The following is a 19645-nucleotide window of genomic DNA, read 5'->3' on the forward strand; positions in this document are numbered from 1 at the left end:
GCAGCTGCAATTTTGTATGCCGTCAGCTTTTCCCACGGGCCGTCAGAGCACCATAAGCGGTGCCTGTGGGTCCAGGGCCATCCTTTATATAGAACATTCTTCGCTTATCGGGCGCATGGCCGGTCCATCGCGTAGGCGATCGGAATGCCACTCGGGCGTCACACGTACCCCCGGACGGTGGCACCATGACGCGGTGACCCACGCTCGACAGCACCACGTCCAGGTCGTCGCCCACCGAGGGGCCTCCGAGGACGCCCCGGAGCACACCCTGGCCGCGTACCGGAAGGCCATCGAGGACGGCGCCGACGCCCTCGAATGCGATGTACGGCTCACCGCGGACGGGCACCTCGTGTGCGTGCACGACCGCCGCGTCAACCGTACGTCCAACGGCCGCGGGGCCGTCTCCGCCCTGGAGCTCGCCGACCTCGCCGCCCTCGACTTCGGCTCCTGGAAGCGGGGCCAGGAGGAGCCCGACTGGGAGACCCGGCCCGAGGACCCCGCGGACACCTCCGTGCTCACCCTGGAGCGGCTGCTCGAACTCGTCGCCGACGCCGGGCGACGGGTGGAGCTGGCCATCGAGACCAAGCACCCCACGCGCTGGGCCGGCCAGGTCGAGGAGCGGCTGCTTCTCCTGCTGAAGCGGTTCGGCCTCGACTCCCCGGCCTCCGCCGAGGAGTCCCCGGTGCGCGTCATGAGCTTCTCGGCGCGCTCGCTGCACCGGGTGCGGGCCGCGGCACCGGTCCTGCCGACCGTCTATCTGATGCAGTTCGTCTCGCCCCGGCTGCGCGACGGCCGGCTGCCCGCCGGGGTGCACATCGCGGGCCCGTCGATGCGGATCGTGCGCAACCACCCGGCGTACATCGAGCGCCTCAAGCGGGCCGGCCACCAGGTGCACGTGTGGACCGTGAACGAGCCCGAGGACGTCGCGCTCTGCCTCGATCTCGGCGTCGACGCCATCATCACCAACCGCCCGCGCGCGGTGGCGGAGCTTCTCGGCCGCCGCTGAACACATGTTCACGCCCCTTGCGATCACGGGGAGTGCACCGGCGCGTTCGCTGCGTGTTCGATCGTTGCGAATGCGTCACCGGAACCGTATTGGCCGGTTTCCGGTACAGGCCAATGGGGCATCCACTCCGTGGCGTGGGGCGAAGGAGGTCTCGGGGGTGGCGTTGGTGGTGGCACAGGAGGTGCCCACGTCGTCGAGCATGGCCGTACCCCATGGCCCTGCGGGCGTGGGGGAAGCGAGACACCGTATGCGCGATCAGCTGCGCAGTGGTGGGGTGGCGGAATCGGTCATCGACGACGCCGTACTGATCCTTTCCGAACTGCTGAGCAACGCGTGCAAACACGGCCGGCCCCTGGGCGACGCCCTGGCCGGAGACGGTGACGTCCGGGCCGCATGGCGCGTGGACCCGGACGGCCGTCTCGTGGTGGAGGTGACGGACGGCGGTGGACCGACCCGCCCGGCCCCGGCCACCCCGTCGGTCACCGCGCACGGCGGCCGCGGGCTGAACATCATCACCGCGCTCTCCGACGACTGGGGCGTACGCGACGACGCCTGCGGCGAGGTCACCGTATGGGTCGTGGTCCACGACGACGTTCATGATCCTGATGCCGGGCACCGCCGCGCCGATTTCGCTACGCGCGTCACAGCCCCGGCGGTGCCGGTCATCGCGGGGCTGGACTTCGCGGACGCCTTCGACGACCTGGACTGAAGGCCCCCTCCGGCACCGGCGCGGTTGTCCACAATCGCCCCGTCGTCCACAGGGTCCCGTCGCTCGTGGCGCGAACGGCTAGGCTCGGCGCCCGTACGAGACGCGCCGTAACCGGGAGACCCCACGATGGCCAAGAAGCGACCCCAGACAAAGGCCAAGCAGCCCCAGCTCACCGACGGAGAGATCCCGGTCGTCGGTGCCCGCGAGCCCTGCCCGTGCGGCAGCGGCCGCCGCTACAAGGCCTGTCACGGCCGGGCCGCCGCGCAGGCCGTGACCGAGCTGGTGCACCGTCCGTTCGAGGGCCTCGCGGGCGAGTGCGACTGGGTCGCGCTGCGTGAGCTGGTTCCGGCGGCGACGGCGGAGCTGACGCTCAAGGGCGGCCTGCCCGACGGCGTCCCCTCGGTCACGCTGGCGACGGTGCTGCCGATGGCCTGGCCCGCGCTGCGCCGCGAGGACGGCTCGGTGCTGCTCGGCCTGCAGAACGACACGGCGTCCGGCGACATCAGCCGCGACCTCGCCGACACCCTGCAGCGCGCCCTGGAGGCCGACCCGGGCACGCCCGTGCAGGGCCGCCGCGCCCCGGCCGACGGTCCGCGGCTGCAGGATCTGCTCGACGCGGACGCCTCTTTCGAGCCGGTCGTGCACAGCGGCTTCGAGTTCTGGGTCCCGGACGCGGAGAACGCCACGCCGGAGGTGGCCGCCTCCCTGGAGCGGGCCAACGCCGCCGCCGTCCCCACCGTGAAGCTGGCTGGCGTGGACGCGGCCTACTGGTGCGAGACCCCGGAGAAGAACCACCTGCGGTGGGTCATGCCGCACCCCGAGGAGCAGCTTCTGGACGCGCTCGCGCGCCTGCACGCCGCGGGCAGCTCCAGCCTGGGCGAGGGCACCCGTCTGGTGGGCTCCTTCCGTGCTCACGGGCTCACGGTCCCGGTCTGGGACCTGCCGAGCGGGGTCGGTGCCGAGGACGTGGAGAAGCCGGCCGCCGAGTTCGCCGAGCGCCTCGCCACGGCCCTCGCGACGGACGCGCCGCTCACCCCGGAGGAGCGCCGCGCCCGCGGCGGTCTGACCAACCGACAGGTCACGCTCAGCTGACGCACAGCGGGTGGCTGACCGACCGGTCAGCCACCCCCGGCTCCCCGGCCGCGACGGCATCGCGCCCGATTCCCGCTCCGCGAGCGCCCGATCGGTGTCCGAATAGCCGAGGAAAATCGGAGATCGAATTTGCGAACAGCCGATCTCTTGTTACCGTTCCAGTAGCCCGGTTGCTGGTGCATCCCCCGTCGCCAGCAACCGGGTCTTTGCGTCTCCGGACCGTCGCACGGCCGGCTGTACGGAACGCGGCCGCGCGTCAACTCGCCGTGAGCGAAGGGGAGTTGAGCGGTCCGACCGGTTTCCGCCGGGGTCGGCGCTAGGAGTTGCTCCCCGACCGCAGCAACAGCGGCCCGTCGGGGCGAGTGCCCGCGAATTCCGCGACCGCGGTGTAACCCGCCGCCGCCCGAGTGCGTTCCCGGGGCGTCTCGCACGAGGCCGGCTCGTCCCCGGCACTGACCGCACAGCGCATCTGCACCGTCCGTGCACCGGGCCCCATGAGACTCAGCACGGCCCGAAGCGGCTCCCCGGTGCCGTTGCGGTAGTAGGTGCGCGCCCAGGTGTCATCGCCCTGGCTCAGCACACAGGTCTGCGCCTCCACGCCCTCGGGCGAGGTGAGTTCGGGTCCGCAGCGGGCCGCGGTGGCCGTACCGACGCCGAGCAGCAGCGGCGTACGCGCGGCCCCGGCCGAAGAGCCCTTGGCGTCGACGCCGCCGGACGCGTCGGACGTACCGACCCCATCGGAAGTACCGAGCCCGCCGGACGCACCGACGCCGCCCGAGCCGGCACCGCCGGACCCACCTGACCCACTGGCCCCCTCGGCCCCAACTGAACCACCGGAGGCCCCAGAAGCACCGGAGGCCCCAGAAGCACCGGAGGCCCCAGAAGCACCGGGGGCACCAGACGCCCCCGCCACACCGGCCTCCCGCACCTCGCGCGAGGCATGCGCAGGCAGACGTACGGTCGTGCGCTCGTCGTCCCCCGCGGGCCCCGCGGACGCCACGGCCAGCGGCAGCGCGATCGCGCACGCCGCGACGCCCGCGAGGGCGAGGAGACGAAGGTTCATGAGGGGGACGATAACGAGCAAAAACGGGCGCCCGGTTCCCCGCGCGCCCGACACCCTTACAACTCGGGGGCGCTCACACCCGTACGAGTGAGGGCGTCGACGACCGCGTCCACCACGGCCTCCACGTCGGGGACCCAGGGCGAGGCCGAGCCGGGCAGCGGTGCGCGTTCCCAGCGGACGGCGCCCTCGCCGGTCGAGGACGGGGGAAGGGTGATGTAGCCGCCCTCGCCGTGGAAGCGCAGGGAGCCGGGCACGAAGTCCTTGGCGTAGAGCAGCTCACCCAACTGCTCCATCGTGTACGGCCGCACGAGGACGGACCAGCGCGTGGGCGAGGCGACGACCGGGCCGAGGCGCATGCCGCCGCGGTCGAGCGCGGCCAGTGCACGCGCGGCGGCCGCGGCGGGCAGGCTGACCGCGCACGGGGCCTGGCCGCCGGTGGCGAGCACGATCGGGGCGGAGGGCCGGTTGGTCCACCACCAGCGGACCATGCGCTCGTCGGTACTGGCGGCGAGCAGCCCGGGGTCGAAGGGATGGGCGCCGGGCACCGTGCACTCGGGGTCGGGGCAGCCGCAGCGGGAGCGCCCCTGCGGATCGGCCGCCACGCCGGGAAGTACGGGCCACTGCCACTGAGTCGCGATGGTCAGGGCCGTGCCGATCAGCTCAGGCCTCCCGTCACCACGCCTGGACAGGAGCCTGCGTCGCCTTCCGAGGATCTCGCGCATCAGCGCTCGTTCCTTTCCGTTGCACGCCTGGCAACACCGTGGGCCACATACACCATGTGTCGATCACTGCACTGTGCGTACCTGCCGGCGCATCACACCCCTGCGAAACACCCCTGCGAACAACACGGGGATCATCCCTGACGGATCCAGCGTCGGGCTTCGGCCGTGTCGGCGGCCGATGCTGCCGGCGGGCCACCGGGGCCGTGCCGACCGTTCTGTCCGTACTCGTCTGTCCGTACTCGCCGTGCGCGTCGTACTCGTCGTACCGGTTCTGCTGCTGCACGGGCGTGGCGTGGGGTGGCGAAGTCTGGCGTTTGCCGTCCCGCGTAGTTCTCTCCGCCTCCGCCACGGGAGGATGGGGCACGGTCGTCGGTGGATAGGACGCCCGGGTCCGTCGCCAGGTTCCGGGTGGCCCCCAACCACCCCTGGCCTTCTCCGAGTACGTACCCATCACGACCGCTGTGACGCTCCGTCGAGCAAGCCCAGTCGACCGCAAGAGGGCGTTGCCCGAGTCTGTTTTAAGCCAACTTTGCCTTTCTGCAAGAGGAACGTCCACCCATCCCGGAAGGCACATGGACACCAGGAATCCCGGCAGGACAATGCTGGACATCCCCTCACGAGTGCGTGTACATGTGGAGACACTGCAGCAGTGCAGAATGACATGGGGGTTTGCGATGCTTTTCAGCAAAACGAACCGGTCGGAAAGCCGGACGCCATGAACGCCCCGCACCCTCCGAAAGTGGCCGGAATCGATTCAACGGTTCCCTCGCCCGCACACACTGTCGCGCCCGCGCCCGTCGCAGCCGACGTCTCCTCCGTCACCACCGGCCCCGGCATCCTGCTCCAGGACCGCCTCGCCGGCTGGGTCTCGGACCTCACGACCCTGCACGAACTGACCGAACGCCTGGTCCGCACCGACACCATGGCCGACGCCGTCCAGGAACTGCTGCGCGCCGGAGCCGCCCTGGTGGGTGCCCGGCGCGGTCTGGTCGTCCTGGAACCCGGCGCGGAGCGTGGCCCGCGCACGACCGTCGGCCTCGGACTCGCCCCGGCCGATCTCGGCCATATCGAGACCGTGCCGCGCGGCTCACTGCCGTACGGCGAACTCCTCGACACCCCGGCCGGGCTGCCCGGCGGCGTGGCCGAGATCGTGCGCTCCGATCTGCTCGCCGAGGACGGCCTCGACCCCCGCCACCGCGAGGTGGCCCGCCGCCTCGGTTTCGCCGCCAGCTACGCCCTCCCCCTGTCCACCGAGTCCGCCGGCCGTCTCGGCGCCGCGGTGTGGCTGTACGACGAGCCCGCCGAGCCGGTCGAGCGCCGGCGCCACCTCGTCGGCCTCTACGCCCGCTACGCCACCGAGCACCTCGCGCGGCTGCTGGAGGTCGAGCACACGCGCGCCTGCATGGCCACCATGTCCGAGGAACTGCTGCCCTCCCGCCTCCCCCGCGTGGCCGGTGTCCAGCTCGCCGCCCGGCACCGCACCTGCGCCCTCGGCGGCGGCGACTGGTACGACGCCCTGCCGCTGCCCGACGCGGCCCTCGGGCTCGCCGTCGGCTCGGTCACCGGGTCGGGGCCGAGCGCGGTCGCCGCGATGGGCCGGCTGCGCGCCAGCTTGCGGGCGTACGCCGTGATGGAGGGCGAGGACCCGGTCGCCGTCCTGTCCGACCTGGAGCTGCTGCTGCGGCTGACCGAGCCCGCCCGCTCCGCGACCGCCCTGTTCGCCTACTGCGAGCCCGCCGGGCGCAAGCTCACCCTGGCCGGTGCCGGGCACTGCCCGCCGCTGCTGGTCGGCGAGCGGCGCACCGAGTTCGTGGAGACCTCCGTGTCGGCGCCGCTGGGCATGCTCGCCTGCTGGGAGGCGCCGAGCGTGGAGATCGAGGCCGAGGAGGGCGAGACGGTTCTGCTCTACACCGACGGCCTGCTGCACCGCACCGGCGACCCCGTCGACCGCGCCTTCGCCCGGCTGCACGCCGCCGCCTCGGGCGCCCCGCGGGCCGTGCGCCGCGACCCCGAGGCGCTCGCCGACCATGTGCTGCGCACCGTACTGCCGGACGGGCTGGATTCGGCCGACAGCGACGAGGATGTCGTGCTCATGGCGGCCCGCTTCGAGTGAGGCTGGTAACAGGTCCTTGGGGCCTTGGGCACCTTACGTACGACCGTACGATGGACATGGTCCAATGCCGTACCAAGGAGGATGACCGTGGCCGACGAACTCCCGGCTGTGCCCGACGACGCTGTTGCCGCAGCGGGCCCGGAGACCTCTGAAGAAGCCCCCGTCAAGCAGCGGAAGAACGGTCTGTACCCCGGCGTGTCCGACGAGCTTGCCGAGAACATGAAGAGCGGCTGGGCCGACACCGAGCTGCGCGACCTGGAGCCGATCGCCCAGGCCGCCGAGACCGCCGCCCGCCGCGCCGCGCTGTCCGCGCGCTTCCCCGGCGAGCGCCTGGTGATCCCCGCCGGCAACCTGAAGACCCGCTCGAACGACACGGAGTACGCCTTCCGGGCGTCCGTCGAGTACGCGTACCTCACCGGCAACCAGACCGAGGACGGCGTCCTCGTCCTGGAGCCCAAGGGCGAGGGCCACGAGGCCACGATCTACCTGCTGCCGCGCTCCGACCGGGAGAACGGCGAGTTCTGGCTGTCCGGCCAGGGCGAGCTGTGGGTCGGCCGCCGGCACTCCCTGACCGAGGCGCAGCAGCTGTACGGCATCCCCGCCTCCGACGTCCGCGAGCTGACGGACAAGCTCCGCGAGGCCACCGGCCCGGTCCGCGTCGTGCGCGGCTACGACGCCGGCATCGAGGCCGCGCTCACCGACAAGGTCACCGCCGAGCGCGACGAGGAGCTGCGGGTCTTCCTCTCCGAGGCGCGCCTGGTCAAGGACGAGTTCGAGATCGGCGAGCTGCAGAAGGCCGTCGACTCGACCGTGCGCGGCTTCGAGGACGTGGTGAAGGTCCTCGACAAGGCCGAGGCCACCTCCGAGCGCTACATCGAGGGCACCTTCTTCCTCCGCGCGCGCGTGGAGGGCAACGATGTCGGCTACGGCACCATCGCCGCGGCCGGTCCGCACGCCTGCACGCTGCACTGGGTGCGCAACGACGGTCCCGTCCGCTCCGGCGACCTGCTGCTGCTCGACGCGGGCGTCGAGACGCACACGTACTACACGGCCGACGTCACGCGGACCCTGCCGGTCGACGGCCGCTACTCGGAGATCCAGAAGAAGATCTACGACGCCGTGTACGAGGCCCAGGAGGCCGGCATCGCCGCGGTGAAGCCGGGCGCGAAGTACCGGGACTTCCATGACGCGGCCCAGCGGGTGCTGGCCGAGAAGCTCGTCGAGTGGGGCCTGGTCGAGGGGCCGGTCGAGCGGGTCCTGGACCTGGGGCTCCAGCGGCGCTGGACGCTGCACGGGACCGGGCACATGCTGGGCATGGACGTCCACGACTGCGCTGCCGCGCGGACCGAGACGTACGTGGAGGGCGTCCTCGAGCCGGGGATGTGCCTCACCGTGGAGCCGGGGCTGTACTTCCAGGCCGATGATCTGACCGTGCCCGAGGAGTACCGGGGCATCGGGGTGCGGATCGAGGACGACATCCTGGTGACGGAGGACGGAAACCGGAATCTGTCCGCTGGTCTGCCTCGGCGTTCTGAGGAGGTCGAGGCGTGGATGGCGGCTCTCAAGGGGGACCGTCGCTGATCTGCCGTCTGCGGGTCGTTCGTGGTTGATCGCGCCGTTCCCCGCGCCCCTGGCAGCGTTGGGCTGGATCTGCATCTAGAAGCCGACCCCGTTGCTGGGCTTCGTGCGGGGCTTGAGCGAGCCCTGCGCGACGCCGTTCGGGACGGGCGGCTCGCTCCCGGGGCTCTGTTGCCTGCCACTCGGCGGCTCGCGGAGGAGTTGGGGCTGTCGCGGGGGACCGTCAAGGCCGCATACGACCAGCTCGTCGCCGAGGGGTATCTGACGGCTCGGCAGGGCGCCGGGACGCAGGTCGCGGCGCTGCTGCCGGTCGCCGCCGCGCCGGTGGAGGTCGCCGCACGCGCGCGTGGGCCGCTCCACGATCTGCGGCCCGGGAGCCCGGACGTGGGCACGTTTCCGGTGGCGGCCTGGTCGCGGGCCGTGCGCAAGGCCATGGCCTCGGCGCCGTCCGCGGCGTACGACTACGGGGACCCTCGCGGGCGGATCGAGTTGCGGGCCGTGCTGTCGGAGTACCTCGGGCGGACACGGGGTGTGGTCGCGCCGGTCGAGCGGATCGTCGTCACCTCCGGGTATGTGCAGGCGCTCGCGCTGCTGACGCGGGTGCTCGGGGGCGGCGAGTTCGCCATGGAGGACCCGGGGCTGGCGTTCCACCGGGAGGTGGTGCGGCGGGGCGGGGGAACCGTGGTGCCCGTGCCGGTGGACGAATCAGGCCTCCGTGTCGAGGCGTTGAGGGACCCGGCCGCCGTCGTCGTCACGCCCGCGCATCAGTACCCGACCGGGGTCACCCTGCGTCCCGAGCGGCGGCGTGCGCTCACCGACTGGGCACGCGCGCGTGGGGCACTGATCGTCGAGGACGACTACGACGGGGAGTTCCGCTACGACCGGCAGCCCGTCGGGGCGTTGCAGGGGGTGGCGCCGGAGCAGGTCGTCTATGTGGGCACCGCCTCCAAGACGCTCGGGCCCGCGCTGCGGCTGGGCTGGATGGTGCTGCCGCGGCATCTGGTCGACGCGGTCGCCGAGGCGAAGCTGTACAGCGACCATCACACCGAGGTGCTCGGACAGCTGGCGCTCGCCGAACTGATCGGCAGTCATGCCTACGACCGTCATGTACGGGCCTGCCGACTGCGCTACCGGCGCCGCCGGGACCTCCTCCTGGAGCGGCTGGGCACGCGGCGGCGGGTGCGCGGGATCGCGGCCGGGCTGCACGCGCTGGTGGAGGTCGACGACGAGGAGGCGGCGTTCGGACGGGCCGAGGCGCACGGCCTCGCGGTGGGGCGGCTCGGGGACCACTGGCACGAGCCCGGTGCGGGGCGGCCGCAGGGTCTGGTCGTGGGATACGGGACCCCTCGGGAATCGGCCTATGCGGAGGCGCTCGATGTGCTGGTGAGGGTGCTGGGCTGAGGGCCGGGCGGACCCCAGGAGTCCTGGATGCCGGGCTGGGAGCCGAGCTGCATGCCCGGCAGAATTGGGCCAATGATCAGGCCGGGAATTGGGTCTGCCCGCCGGTCCACCGCGCTCCTAGTGTCGTAGGCATGACGAACTCGCTCGTCCCTCCCGCCGGTCCGCGCCGGACCCTCGCCCTCGCCCAGCTGAGCAACTCGGTCGGCGACGGCGCCTTCTACACGACGTCCGCCCTCTACTTCACCCAGATCGTCGGCCTCGCCCCCGCGCGCGTGGGCCTGGGGCTGACCCTCGGGTGGGCGGTCGGGTCGCTGGTGGGGGTGCCGCTCGGGCGGTTCGCCGACCGGCGCGGGGCACGCGGTACGGCGGTGCTGCTGGCCTTCGCCACGGCGCTGGCGGTGGCGTCCTTCACCGTGGTGCGCGGGTTCGTGCCGTTCGTGCTGGTGGCCTGCGCGTACGCGGCCGCGCAGTCCGGGCTCGCGGCGGCCCGGCAGGCGCTGCTGGCAGGGCTGGTGTCCGCCGCCGAGCGCACCGGGCTGCTGGCGCATCTGCAGTCCACCCTCAACGCCGGTCTGGCGGTCGGGGCGGGGCTCGGCGGGCTCGCGTTGCAGGCGGGGACGCGTGGCGCCTATCTGGCGGTGTTCGCGCTGGACGCGGTGAGCTTCCTGGTCTGTGCGCTGCTGTTGCTGAGGCTTCCCGCTGTGGCGCCGGCGACGGGGGACCGGCGCCGCGGCGGGGCACCGGATCGGCTGGGGGTGCTGCGGGACCGGCCGTATGCGCTGGTGGCGTTGCTGAACACCGTGCTGCTGCTGCGGCTTCCGCTGCTGAGCCTGGTGCTGCCGCTGTGGATCACCCGGCGGACCGACGCCCCGGCCTGGCTGTTGTCGGCGCTGTTCGTGCTCAACACCGGTGCGGTGATGCTGTTCCAGGTGCGGGCGGCCCGGCGGGTGACCGGGGTCGGCTCCGCGAACCGGGCGCTGCGGCACGCCGGTTGGGTGATGCTGGCCGCGTGCGCGGTGTTCGCGCTGTCGGCGGGGGCCTCGCTGTGGGCGGCCGTCGGGTTCCTGGTGCTGGGGGCGGTGCTTCAGGTGATCGCCGAGATGGGGCAGTCGGCGGGGTCCTGGCAGCTGTCGTTCGACCTGGCGCCGGAGGGTCGGGTCGGTGAGTACCAGGGCCTGTTCGGCACCGGCGTGACCGTCGCCCGCACCCTCGGCCCGCTGGTGCTGACGACCCTGGTGGTGGAGTGGGGCACCCCGGGCTGGCTGCTGCTGGGCGCGGCGACGGTGGCGGCGTCGTACGGGATGGGTCCCGTCTCGCGGTGGGCGACGGGGCGACGGGCCGACGGCGAGGCGGCAGCCGGAGCCGATGCCGACACGGCGGTCCTGGCCGATGCCGAGGCGGCTACCCAGCCCGAGGTCAGGACGCTGTCACAAGTGGAGCGTTGTCCCGCCACTTGAGCATCTTGTCGAAGCTCACCACCGCCCCGCCCCGCCCCGGCTTGTTGCCGATGTGGACGTGGTCGGCGAGCTCCTCGATGAGGCACAGGCCCCGGCCGTGCTCGGCGTCCGAGCGAGCCGGCCGGGCCGCCGGGGAGCGGGCGAAGCCGGGGCCCGAGTCGGCGACCTCGATGCGGCACTTCTCGCCGTCGAGGTAGGCGGTGACCCGGTACGCCTCCGACGTGCTCCCGCCCGCGGCGCCCCCGCCGTGCTCGACGGCGTTGGCGCAGGCCTCGGTGAGCGCGACCGACAGGTCGTAGGAGATGTCCGGGTCCACCCCCGCGGTCTCCATCGTGCCGAGCAGCAGACGCCGGGCGAGCGGGACGCTCGCGGCCTCGCGCCGCAAGTGGAGTGACCACCAGATGCTCATGCTCCAGCCTCCTGGCCGCGGCTCGACATACCGATACCTATTGCCACGAGTGCCCGAACGTAAGCGTTCATTCAGCGTGATGCCGCCCATATGGGGGATGTGCCGGGCGCGCCATTCGGTGTATGTGGGGCGGGAGGGCGCCGGAGGGGAGCGGTCCGGGCAGAAGGTGATCTTCCGGATCGTAGGACGCGTACGGAATCTTGTGGACCTGCCGTATGGCGCCCATAAGGCCAGTGCGATGATGAGCCCGCCATGTCTGCCCCCCACGCGCGCGCGATGCGCTCCGGAGTCCGGCTCCGGATCCTGCGGGCCGCGGTGTTCGCCGCGGTCTGTGTCGTGCTGTCCGGGGCCGGACATGCCCTCGCCTCCTGCGCCGCCGTTCCGCTGTGGGCGCTGGGCGCGGGCTTCGTGGCCGTGCTCGTGGTGGCGGCGCCGCTCGCCGGGCGCGAGCGCACCCTGCCCGGGATCGCGGCCCTGCTGACGGTCGGACAGACGGTGCTGCACACCCTGTTCGGACTGGGCCAGCACGGTACGGCGGTCATGGCCGCCCCGGCCGGGAGCGACACCGCACTGGTCGACCGGGCCGCGCGCCTGCTGTGCGGGACCACCGCGGCGGCGCTCAGCCCCGCCCAGGCCCAGCGCATCCTCACCGACGCGCGCCTGCTGCCGACGGGCGGCGCGGGCGCGGGCGCCGGTGTGCACACCGCGCACGATCCGGCGGACGCGCTGTCCACCACGGCCGGTTCCTCCGCGTCGCTGCTGCCCTCGCTGCCCATGCTGCTCGGTCACGCCCTCGCGGCGCTGGCCGTCGGCTGGCTGCTGCGCCACGGCGATCTGGCCCTGCTGCGGCTGGTCCGGCTGTCGGCGCACGGGGTCGCCGAGGGGGCGCTCGTACGTTCCCTGCGCGGGGCGCTCGCCCTGGTGCGCGCCCTGCGTGCCGGGCTTCCGGGCGCGCCCGTGGCAGGTCCGCTGCCGACACGCGCCGCTGCTCTCGCGCCTCCTGAACTCCGTACGACCGCACTCCAGCACACGGTGATCCGGCGCGGCCCGCCCGCCGCCGCGCTCGCCCTCGCCGCCTGACGCGACCGCAGCACCGCCCCGGGATCCTCCGCGATCCGGTGGGAGGGACGGCCGCGCCGAGCGGCACACGCGTGTGCGCCGATCTCCGCCGCCCTCTGTGACGTCCTCACCGCTGACCGGCGGTCACCTGCGCGCGCTCGTATCCCTCTTCATCACCGGATTCACCGGATCACCAGATCACTGGGATCACCGGATCTCCCGAAGTCTCGAAGTGGAGTGCTTGCTGTCATGAAGGTTTCCCGTATCGCCGCCGCCGCTGCCGTCTCCGGCACCGCCGTCCTCGCCCTGTCCTCCCCCGCGCTCGCGCACGTCAGCGTCCAGCCGGAGGGCGCCGCGGCCAAGGGCGGCTACGCGGTCGTCGACTTCAAGGTGCCCAACGAGCGCGACAACGCCTCGACCACCAAGGTCGAGGTCAACTTCCCCGCCGAGCACCCGCTGTCCTCGGTGATGCCGGAGCCGATCAACGGCTGGGACATCAAGATCACCAAGGCGAAGCTGGACAAGCCGCTGGAGGTGCACGGGCGGCAGATCACCGAGGCCGTCACCAAGGTGACCTGGACCGCGAAGAGCGGCGGCATCAAGCCCGGCTTCTTCCAGAAGTTCCCCGTCAACATCGGCGCCCTGCCCGAGGACGCCGACGAGCTGGTGTTCAAGGCGATCCAGACGTACTCCAACAACGAGGTGGTGCGCTGGATCGAGGTGCAGGAGGGCGCGGAGGAGCCGGAGAACCCGGCGCCGGTGCTCGCCCTGTCCGCCGCCGAGGAGGAGGGCCACCACGGCTCCGGCTCCGCCACCGCCGAGCCCTCCGACGCGCCGTCCGACGACGCGGACCACGCCGCCGCCCAGACCTCCGCCACCGAGGAGGCGGCTTCCGGCGACAGCTCCGACACCACCGCCCGGGTGCTCGGCATCGTGGGCATCGTCGTCGGCGCCGCCGGTGTCGCCTACGGCGTCCTGGCCGGACGCCGGCGCTCTGCCTGACCCACCCACCTCGGTGGGCGCCGGGACCTCGCGGGGTCCCGGCGCCCGCCGGAGCACTCACCTCCGGGACATCTCTCCATGCACTCTCTGCACCCTCTGCGTACGAAGTTCGCGGCGGCCGCGCTCCTCGCCGCCGCCTCCCTGACCCTGTCCGCGTGCGGCGGCGGGGACGACGACAGCGCCGCCTCGCCCGTCTCCGTCGTCTCCGAGGAGCCCGGCTCCGACAAGGCCGCCACCGTCCTGTCGGAGAACCCGTTCCAGAAGCCGGACATGGTGCTCACCGACACCCACGGCAAGACGTACGACCTCCGCAAGGAGACCGCCGGCAAGCCGACGCTGATCTACTTCGGCTACACCAACTGCCCCGACGTGTGCCCGCTGACGATGAACAACATCGCCGTGGCGAAGAAGTCGCTGCCGAAGGCCCAGCAGGACGAGCTGCGCATCGTGTTCGTCACGACCGACCCCGAGCGGGACACGCCCGAGGCCCTCGGCAAGTGGCTCAAGGGCATCGACCCCCAGGTCGTCGGCCTCAGCGGCGACTTCGCCACCGTCCAGGCCGGCGCCCGCACCCTCGGCATCTCCATCGAGGCGCCGAAGAAGGAGAAGGGCAAGGTCGTCTCCATGCACGGCACCCAGGTCATCGCCTTCTCCCCGAAGACCGACGCCGGGTACGTGCTCTACGGCGAGGACGCCACCGTCGACGACTACACCGCGGACCTGCCGAAGCTGATCAAGGGGGAGAACCCGTGAGGCGCCTGTGGTGGGCGACCGGCGTACTGGTGCTGACGCTGGCCGGCTGCGGCGGCGACGAGTCCACCGGGCCCGACCTCAGCGTCAGCGGCGCCTACATGCCCCAGCCGGTCTCCGACATGGCCGCGGGCTTCCTGACGATCGCCAACAAGGGCGACGAGGACGCCAAGCTGACCGAGGTCACCAGCGACCTCGGCGAGGTCACCGTCCACGAGACCGACGGCGGGGCCATGCAGGAGGTCACCTCCCTCGACGTGCCCGCGCACGGCACGCTCGTACTGAAGAGCGGCGGCAGCCATCTGATGTTCGAGCAGCTCGCGCAGCAGCCGCGGGAGGGCCAGACCGTCCCGATAACGCTGCACTTCACCGGACTCGACCCGGTCGAGGTCGACCTGCCGGTCAAGCCGGCCACCTACCGCCCCACGTCCGGGAACTGAGGGAGGGACCACCTTGACGCAGGCCATCGCCCCGCGCGTCCGCACGCTGGTGCTGCTGTTCCTGGCCGTCGCCGGCGCCCTGCTGGCCGGTGCCGCACCGGCCTCCGCGCACGCCGCGCTCACCGGCAGCGACCCCCGGCAGGGGGCGGTGGTCGACCGGGCCCCGCAGCAGGTCTCGCTCACCTTCTCCGAGACCGTCTCCCTGTCCGACGACTCGCTGCGCGTGTTCGACCCCAAGGGCAAGCGCGCCGACACCGGCGAGGCGGCCGGCACCGGCGGCACGACGTACGCCGTGAAGCTGCACTCGGGGCTGCCCGACGGCACCTACACGGTGACCTACCAGGTCGTCTCCGCCGACAGCCATCCCGTCTCCGGCGCCTTCACCTTCTCCATCGGCGCGCCCTCCTCGACGTCCGTGTCCGTCGAAGGACAGGCCGCGGGCGAGGGCCTGGTCGGCCGGCTCTACGGGCTCGGGCGCTATGTGTCGTACGCCGGGTTCATCGTCCTGGTCGGCGGCTGCGCCTTCGTGCCGGCCTGCTGGCCGCGCGGCGCCGGGGTGCGGGCCGTGCAGCGGCTGGTCGTCTCCGGCTGGGTCGCGCTGACCGCCGCCACATTGGCGCTGCTGCTCCTGCGCGGCTCGTACACCACCTCGTCGAAGTTCGGCGACGTCTTCGACCTGGACCTGCTCGGCCAGGTGCTCCAGACCAAGACCGGCGCCGCCCTGGTCTCCCGGCTGCTGCTGCTCGCGGCGGCGGCGCTGTTCATCGCCGTGCTCTTCGGGGCGTACGACCGTCGGGACGGGGACGAGAAGCGGGATCTGGTGTTCGGGCTCGCGGTCGGCGGCGGTGTCGTGGCCGCCGGTCTCGCGGCGAGCTGGGCGATGGCAGAGCACGCCTCGACCGGGCTGCAGCCGGGGCTCGCGATGCCGGTCGACGTCGTCCATCTGCTGGCCGTCGCCGCCTGGCTCGGCGGACTGAGCGCGCTCCTCGTCGCCCTCTACCGGGCGCCGGTGGAGACCCCGCTGGACTCGACCGCCGTACGCCGCTTCTCGCGGGTCGCCTTCGGCAGCGTGGTCGCGCTGGTGGCGACCGGGGTCTACCAGAGCTGGCGGCAGCTCGGCTCCTGGTCGGCGCTGACCGGCACCCGCTACGGGCAGCTTCTGCTGGTGAAGATCGGGCTCGTGGTGCTGCTGGTGGGCATCGCGTGGATCTCCCGGCGGTGGACGTCCCAGCTGGCGCAGGCACCGGCGGGGGCCGAGCGGGAGCGGGTGGCCGTAGGCGCGGCTGCGTCGGACGCCGAGAACACCGGGGATACCGGGGATACCGGGGACACCGGGGACACCGGGGACACCGGGGACACCGGGGACACCGGGGACACCGAGAACACCCGCACGCGGGCCTCCGATCCGGCGCGGGCCGCTCAGCTCGCGCGGCAGAAGGCCGCCGCCGAGGCCGCGCGGCGCAAGCAGGCGCGCGACGCCGACCCGCGGCGGTTCGGGCTGCGGCGCTCGGTGCTCGCCGAGGCGGCCGTGGCCGTCGTGGTGCTGGCCGTGACCACCATGCTGACGTCGACCGAGCCGGGCCGTACGGAGGAGGAGGCCAAGGCGGCCACGGCGTCGGCGGCTGAGGCCTCGGCGTCCGGCACGCTCACGCTGGACATGCCGTTCGACACCGGCGGCGAGGACGGCAAGGGCGTCGTCCGCGTGGACCTGGATCCCGCGCGGGTCGGCGGCAACGAGCTGCACGTCTACGTCGAACGGCCCAACGGCCGTGCCTTCGACGTCCCCGAGGTGAAGCTCTCCTTCACCCTCGAGTCGAAGGACGTCGGGCCGCTGCCCGTCGTCCCGGATCACATCACCACCGGGCACTGGGCGGCGAGCGGGGTGCAGATCCCCATGGCCGGCGACTGGAAGGTCGCCGTGACCGTGCGCACCTCCGACATCGACCAGGTGACCGTGGACAAGAACGCGAAGATCGGCTGAACCACATGGCTGACCAGTCCATCCCCCAGGCCCGGACCTCCGTGGAGGCACCCGCCGCTGCCGAGGCCCCGGCCGGTGAGGGCGTCTCGCGGCGCACCCTGCTCGCCACCGCCGGGGCCACCGGGCTCGCGCTCGGCGCGGCGGGCGGTGCCGTCGGCTACGCGGCCGCGCCCGCCGGGGCGACCCCGCTCAGCTCGGTGGGCGCGGGGCAGGCGATGTTTCACGGGAAACATCAGCCCGGCATCACCGACCCGCTCCAGGCGCACGGCCACCTCGTCGCCTTCGACCTCGCCCCCGGCGCCGGGCGCAGGGAGGCCGCCGCGCTGCTGCGCCGCTGGTCGGACACGGCCCGGCGGCTGATGGCGGGCGAGCCCTCGGCCCACGACGACACCGGCATCGCGCAGGACGCCGGCCCGTCGTCCCTGACGGTCACCTTCGGCTTCGGCCACAGCTTCTTCGGCCGTACGGGCCTGGAGAAGCAGCGGCCGGTGTCCCTGGACCCGCTGCCGGACTTCTCCTCCGACCGACTGGACAAGTCGCGCAGCAACGGCGATCTGTGGGTGCAGATCGGCGCGAACGACGCCCTGGTCGCCTTCCACGCGCTGCGCGCGATCCAGAAGGACGCGGGGTCCGCGGCCCGGGTGCGCTGGCAGATGAACGGCTTCAACCGGTCGCCGGGTGCCACCGCCCACCCCATGACGGCCCGCAACCTCATGGGCCAGGTCGACGGCACACGCAACCCCAAGCCGGCCGAGCCGGACTTCGACCGGCGCATCTTCGTGCCTGCCTCGGGTTCCTCGGGTTCCTCCGGTTCCTCGGGTTCCTCCGGTTCCTCGGGTTCCTCCGGTTCGAAGGACCCGGCGTGGATGGCGCACGGCTCCTACGCCGTCGTACGCCGTATCCGCATGCTCCTGGACGACTGGGAGAAGCTGTCGGTGAAGGCCCAGGAGGACGTCATCGGGCGTCGCAAGGCGGACGGGGCCCCGCTGTCGGGGGGCTCGGAGACGACCGAGATGGACCTGGAGAAGGTCGACGCCGAGGGCAACCTGGTCGTGCCGATCAACGCACACGCGCGGATCAGCCGGCCGGACCAGAACGGCGGAGCGGCCATGCTGCGGCGGCCCTTCTCCTTCCACGACGGCATCGACACGGACGGGGTGCCCGACGCGGGACTGCTCTTCATCTGCTGGCAGGCCGATCCGCTGCGCGGCTTCGTACCGGTGCAGCGCAAGCTGGACCGGGGGGACGCGCTGTCCGCGTTCGTACGACACGAGGCGAGCGGGCTGTTCGCGGTGCCGGGCGGGGCGGCGGAGGGGGAGTACGTGGGCCAGCGCCTCCTGGAGGGCTGAGGGGGGTGGGTCAGGGTCTGCAGGGCTGAGGCCGGGGCGTTTCAAACCACCCGCACGGGTGGTTGTCATGAGACGGGCCCGCCGGGGGCCTTTGCGGCCATTAGGGTGAGGGCATGCCAGCGAGCTATGCGTATCTCGGCCCCGAGGGCACCTTCACCGAAGTCGCCCTGCGCACGCTCCCGGAGGCGGCGACCCGGGAGCTGGTGCCGTATGTGTCCGTGCAGTCCGCGCTGGACGCGGTCCGCACCGGCGAGGCCGAGGCCGCGTTCGTGCCCATCGAGAACTCCGTGGAGGGCGGCATCACCACCACCCTCGACGAGCTGGTCGCGGGCGCGCCGCTGATGATCTACCGCGAGGTGCTGCTGTCGATCACCTTCGCGCTGCTGGTCAGGCCCGGCACCAAGCTGTCGGAGATCAAGACGGTCTCCGCGCACCCGGCCGCCCAGCCGCAGGTGCGCAACTGGCTGAAGACGAACCTCCCGGACGTCCACTGGGAGTCGGCCGCCTCCAACGCGGACGCCGCCCGGCTGGTCCAGGAGGGGCGGTACGACGCCGCGTTCGCCGGTGAGTTCGCGGCCGCCCGGTACGGCCTGGAGGCCCTGGAGACCGAGATCCACGACGCGGAGAACGCGCAGACGCGGTTCGTGCTCGTGGGCCGTCCGGCCCGGCCCGCCGCGCCGACGGGGGCCGACAAGACGTCCGTCGTGCTGTGGCAGCGCGACGACCACCCCGGCGGGCTGCGTGACCTGCTCGGCGAGTTCGCCACGCGCGGCATCAACCTGATGCTGCTGCAGTCCCGCCCGACCGGCGCCGGCATCGGCAACTACTGCTTCTGCATCGACGCCGAGGGCCATATCTCCGACCGGCGGGTGGCCGAGGCCCTGATGGGGCTGAAGCGGATCTGCCTCGAGGTCCGCTACCTGGGCTCGTACCCGCGCGCGGACATCGGCGTGGAGGACGTGAGCGCCCCGCGACAGGGGACGTCGGACGACGAGTTCGTCACGGCGGCCGACTGGGTGGCCCGCTGCCAGGACGGCCGTTTCTAGTCAGATTTTCGTTATCCACAGAAGTTATCCACAGGTCTGCTTCTCGACCTGTGCACAAGTCGACAACGAAGCGGCATGCAGTCGACAAATCACCCTGGATGGATCAAGTGCGCCCACCAGGATGTAAGTCACCCTTCGTCCACTCGTTTCCTTTGATCAATCCTTTGGGGCGACGCATTTCCACTCGAAGGTGGGCCTATTCAAGGTTTGCCCAGGGAATCGCAGGGGGCGACAACGCTTAGCGGAGTGATCAATTCCGACGTCCACAGATCTTCCACACAGCCTGTGGATAACTTTCGGGAGTCGTGGATCCCTGTGGACAAAGCCAGGCCGTAGGCCCCTCAAATCCCGTTCTCCACAAGGAGATCCGGTCAACAGGGCGCCCCGGGCCTGCCCCGTCCCAGGGAGTGAGACACTTTTTATTGACACGCCCCCGACGGGCATCGACAGGACATCAGCAGGCGTCGA

17 protein-coding genes are annotated in these 19645 nt (G+C 72.2%); 14 read left to right on the forward strand and 3 right to left on the reverse strand.

The features are described from left to right. Positions 1-193: 193 nt before the first annotated feature. From ACIQ6Y_RS13120 to ACIQ6Y_RS13130, 3 genes are all read left to right on the forward strand, one after another. On the forward strand, positions 194-1006 hold the full coding sequence (locus ACIQ6Y_RS13120; protein WP_404036762.1) for a glycerophosphodiester phosphodiesterase: 813 nt from the start codon (positions 194-196) through the stop codon (positions 1004-1006). A gap of 70 nt (positions 1007-1076) precedes the next feature. Continuing rightward, the gene (locus ACIQ6Y_RS13125; protein WP_404038291.1) at positions 1077-1715 is read left to right on the forward strand and encodes an ATP-binding protein; all 639 of its coding nucleotides are present in this window, start codon (positions 1077-1079) and stop codon (positions 1713-1715) included. A gap of 126 nt (positions 1716-1841) precedes the next feature. Further along, a complete protein-coding gene (locus tag ACIQ6Y_RS13130; RefSeq protein ID WP_404036765.1) occupies positions 1842-2807 on the forward strand; it encodes a DUF5926 family protein in 966 nt (321 codons plus the stop codon). A 316-nt stretch (positions 2808-3123) separates the two neighbouring features. On the opposite strand, the gene ACIQ6Y_RS13135 is transcribed toward ACIQ6Y_RS13130, so the two are convergent. Both ACIQ6Y_RS13135 and ACIQ6Y_RS13140 read right to left on the reverse strand, forming a co-directional pair. After that, complete coding sequence (locus ACIQ6Y_RS13135; protein ID WP_404036768.1) at positions 3124-3870, reverse strand: hypothetical protein; 747 nt, start codon at positions 3868-3870, stop codon at positions 3124-3126. 56 nt (positions 3871-3926) lie between these two features. Next, entirely contained in the window at positions 3927-4592 is a 666-nt protein-coding gene (locus ACIQ6Y_RS13140) for a bifunctional DNA primase/polymerase (RefSeq protein WP_404036771.1), read from the reverse strand. 715 nt (positions 4593-5307) lie between these two features. On the opposite strand from ACIQ6Y_RS13140, the gene ACIQ6Y_RS13145 reads away from it, so the two are divergent. The 4 genes from ACIQ6Y_RS13145 (at position 5308) to ACIQ6Y_RS13160 (ending at position 11141) form a co-directional block, all read left to right on the forward strand. Next, positions 5308-6705: a PP2C family protein-serine/threonine phosphatase gene (locus ACIQ6Y_RS13145; protein WP_404036774.1), complete on the forward strand. Its 1398-nt coding sequence runs from the start codon at positions 5308-5310 to the stop codon at positions 6703-6705. An 81-nt stretch (positions 6706-6786) separates the two neighbouring features. Continuing rightward, entirely contained in the window at positions 6787-8286 is a 1500-nt protein-coding gene (locus tag ACIQ6Y_RS13150) for an aminopeptidase P family protein (protein ID WP_404036777.1), read from the forward strand. Positions 8287-8349: 63 nt separating this feature from the next. After that, positions 8350-9684, forward strand: a complete 1335-nt coding sequence (locus ACIQ6Y_RS13155) for a PLP-dependent aminotransferase family protein (RefSeq protein WP_404038294.1) — start codon at positions 8350-8352, stop codon at positions 9682-9684. A gap of 131 nt (positions 9685-9815) precedes the next feature. Next, complete coding sequence (locus ACIQ6Y_RS13160; protein WP_404036779.1) at positions 9816-11141, forward strand: MFS transporter; 1326 nt, start codon at positions 9816-9818, stop codon at positions 11139-11141. On the opposite strand, the gene ACIQ6Y_RS13165 is transcribed toward ACIQ6Y_RS13160, so the two are convergent. Beyond that, the gene (locus ACIQ6Y_RS13165; RefSeq protein ID WP_404036782.1) at positions 11101-11550 is read right to left on the reverse strand and encodes an ATP-binding protein; all 450 of its coding nucleotides are present in this window, start codon (positions 11548-11550) and stop codon (positions 11101-11103) included. The genes ACIQ6Y_RS13160 and ACIQ6Y_RS13165 overlap by 41 nt on opposite strands. A gap of 252 nt (positions 11551-11802) precedes the next feature. Here ACIQ6Y_RS13165 and ACIQ6Y_RS13170 point away from each other — a divergent pair, with 252 nt between their 5' ends. From ACIQ6Y_RS13170 to pheA, 7 genes are all read left to right on the forward strand, one after another. After that, the gene (locus tag ACIQ6Y_RS13170) at positions 11803-12630 is read left to right on the forward strand and encodes a hypothetical protein (protein WP_404036785.1); all 828 of its coding nucleotides are present in this window, start codon (positions 11803-11805) and stop codon (positions 12628-12630) included. Positions 12631-12858: 228 nt separating this feature from the next. Continuing rightward, positions 12859-13611: a YcnI family protein gene (locus ACIQ6Y_RS13175; RefSeq protein WP_404036788.1), complete on the forward strand. Its 753-nt coding sequence runs from the start codon at positions 12859-12861 to the stop codon at positions 13609-13611. 96 nt (positions 13612-13707) lie between these two features. Continuing rightward, positions 13708-14364: an SCO family protein gene (locus ACIQ6Y_RS13180; protein WP_404038297.1), complete on the forward strand. Its 657-nt coding sequence runs from the start codon at positions 13708-13710 to the stop codon at positions 14362-14364. Then, positions 14361-14801, forward strand: coding sequence for a copper chaperone PCu(A)C (locus ACIQ6Y_RS13185; protein WP_404036791.1), 441 nt, complete (start codon positions 14361-14363; stop codon positions 14799-14801). The genes ACIQ6Y_RS13180 and ACIQ6Y_RS13185 overlap by 4 nt, the downstream gene beginning before the upstream one ends. Positions 14802-14814: 13 nt before the next feature. Further along, positions 14815-16782, forward strand: coding sequence for a copper resistance CopC/CopD family protein (locus ACIQ6Y_RS13190; protein WP_404036794.1), 1968 nt, complete (start codon positions 14815-14817; stop codon positions 16780-16782). Between the two features lie 5 nt (positions 16783-16787). Next, entirely contained in the window at positions 16788-18131 is a 1344-nt protein-coding gene (gene efeB, locus ACIQ6Y_RS13195) for an iron uptake transporter deferrochelatase/peroxidase subunit (RefSeq protein WP_404036797.1), read from the forward strand. Between the two features lie 113 nt (positions 18132-18244). After that, the gene (gene pheA / locus ACIQ6Y_RS13200; protein ID WP_404036799.1) at positions 18245-19177 is read left to right on the forward strand and encodes a prephenate dehydratase; all 933 of its coding nucleotides are present in this window, start codon (positions 18245-18247) and stop codon (positions 19175-19177) included. The last annotated feature ends 468 nt before the right edge of the window (positions 19178-19645 follow it).

It is taken from the genome of Streptomyces sp. NPDC096205 (genome assembly GCF_044763135.1).
Lineage (GTDB): Bacteria > Actinomycetota > Actinomycetes > Streptomycetales > Streptomycetaceae > Streptomyces.